The organism is Oleiagrimonas sp. (genome assembly GCF_027858935.1).
Classification (GTDB): Bacteria; Pseudomonadota; Gammaproteobacteria; order Xanthomonadales; family Rhodanobacteraceae; genus Oleiagrimonas.
In genome coordinates, this window is the sequence record NZ_JAQIBU010000040.1 from 1 (window position 1) to 2,087 (window position 2,087).

Here is a 2,087-nt window from a genome sequence, read left to right on the forward strand (position 1 = left end):
CCGTTCGCCGCGCGTGTCGATGGCGTGGACCATCGCAGTGGCCGCGAAGGCTTTTTCCGCACCGCCACCAAACCGTTGCTCAAGCTGGACACCTGCCAGGGCCATGCCCTGCGGCTGACTGCGGACCATCGCGTGCGCAAGGTCGTGCGCAAGACCCGCTGGTCGCTGGATACGGACTGGTGCATCGCTGCCGATCTCAAGCCGGGCGACGAGGTGCTGCTCAACAACCATCGCCGCCAGGCCGAATGGGCCGGGCGCTACACCTTCGAGCAAGGCTTTCTGCTCGGCCTGCTGGTTGGCGACGGCACCCTGAAGAACGACAAGGCCGTGCTTTCCGTATGGACGCAGGCCATGGCGGCCAATGGCGGCCTCGCAGCTTCGCGCGGCGCCATGGCGCTGATGGACGCGGCCGAGACCGCCGCCCGCACGCTGCCTCATCGCAGCGATTTCGAGGGCTTTCACGCCGTCGAGGGGCGCAATGAGTTCCGCATGGCGCCGGCCGCGCTCAAGCATCTGGCACACGAGGTCGGCATGACGCCGGGCGACAAGGCCATCACGCCGGCCATGGAGCGTGCTTCGAGCGCGTTCCAGCGCGGTTTTCTGCGCGGCCTGTTCGACAGCGACGGCTCCGTGCAGGGTAGCCAGCTCAAGGGTGTCAGCCTGCGCCTTGCGCAGTCAGACGATACACGGCTGGAAACCGCCCAGCGCATGCTGCTGCGCCTTGGCATCGCCTCGACGATCTACCGCAATCGCCGCGCCGCCGGCACTGCACACCTGCCCGATGGTCGCGGCGGTCATGCCGATTACGCCACGCAGGCCCAGCACGAGCTGGTCATCTCCGGCGACAACGTGGCCCAATTCGATCGCCTCATCGGTTTCGCCGACAGCGACAAGCAGGCTCGCCTCAAGCACCTGTTGTCGTCCTGCAAGCGCTCGCTCAATCGCGAGCGCTTCGTGGCTACGGTCAGCGCCGTGGTCGAGGACGGCATGGAGGATGTCTACGACGTCCAGGTGCCGGGCATCAATACGTTCGACGGCAACGGCCTGCATGCACACAACTGCGGCGAGCAGCCGCTGCCGCCGTACGGCTCGTGCCTGCTGGGCTCGGTCAACCTGACCATGTTCGTGCGCGATGCGTTCGGTCCCAAGGCGCGCTTCGACTGGGACGAGTACCGCCAGGTGGTCCAGGTGTTCACCCGCATGCTCGACAACGTGGTCGAGATCAACGGCCTGCCATTGGCCCAGCAGCGCGACGAGATCATGTCCAAGCGCCGCCACGGCATGGGCTTCCTGGGGCTGGGTTCCACCCTGACCATGCTCAGGCAGCGCTACGGCTCCGAAGAGGCGGCCGAATTCACCGAGCGGGTGGCGCGCGAGATGGCGCTGGCCGGCTGGGAAGTGGCGCTGGAGCTGGCCGAGGAAAAGGGCCCCGCGCCGGTGCTCAGTGCCGACTACGAGGTCACCGCCGAGATGCTGCGCAAGCGCCCGGAGATGACCCGGGACGGCTACAAGGTCGGCGACACCATCCGCGGCAGCGTGCTGCACGCCAGGTACAGCCGCTACATGCAGCGCGTGGCCGAGGCCGATCCGGCACTGGTCGACAAGCTCGCCGCCATTGGCGCGCGCTTCACCCACCACACCTCCATCGCGCCCACCGGCACCATCAGCCTGAGCCTGGCCAACAACGCAAGCAACGGCATCGAGCCCAGTTTTGCGCATCACTACTCGCGCAACGTCATCCGCGAAGGGCGCAAGAGCAAGGAAAAGGTCGAGGTGTTCAGCTTCGAGCTGCTGGCCTACCGCGCCCTGATCAACGCCGACGCCATGCCCTACAGTGACGAGGCCAAGGCCAAGCTGCCGGACTACTTCGTGGCCGCCGACGACATCAGCCCGACCGAACATGTGGACATGCAGGCTGCGGCGCAGAAGTGGGTGGACTCGTCCATCTCCAAGACCGCCAACGTGCCCACCGAGTATCCGTACGAGGACTTCAAGGACATCTACGTGTACGCGCACGAGAAGGGCCTGAAGGGCTGCACCACGTTCCGCTTCAACCCGGCCGCCTTCCAGGGCGTGCTGGTCAAGGA

Annotated in this window: 1 protein-coding gene; it reads left to right on the top strand. The window is 66.5% G+C overall.

Annotation, left to right across the window (positions count from 1 at the left end):
• Positions 1-2,087: LAGLIDADG family homing endonuclease (locus PF446_RS01435; RefSeq protein WP_298068975.1), on the top strand; the 2,087-nt coding region annotated here is incomplete at both ends.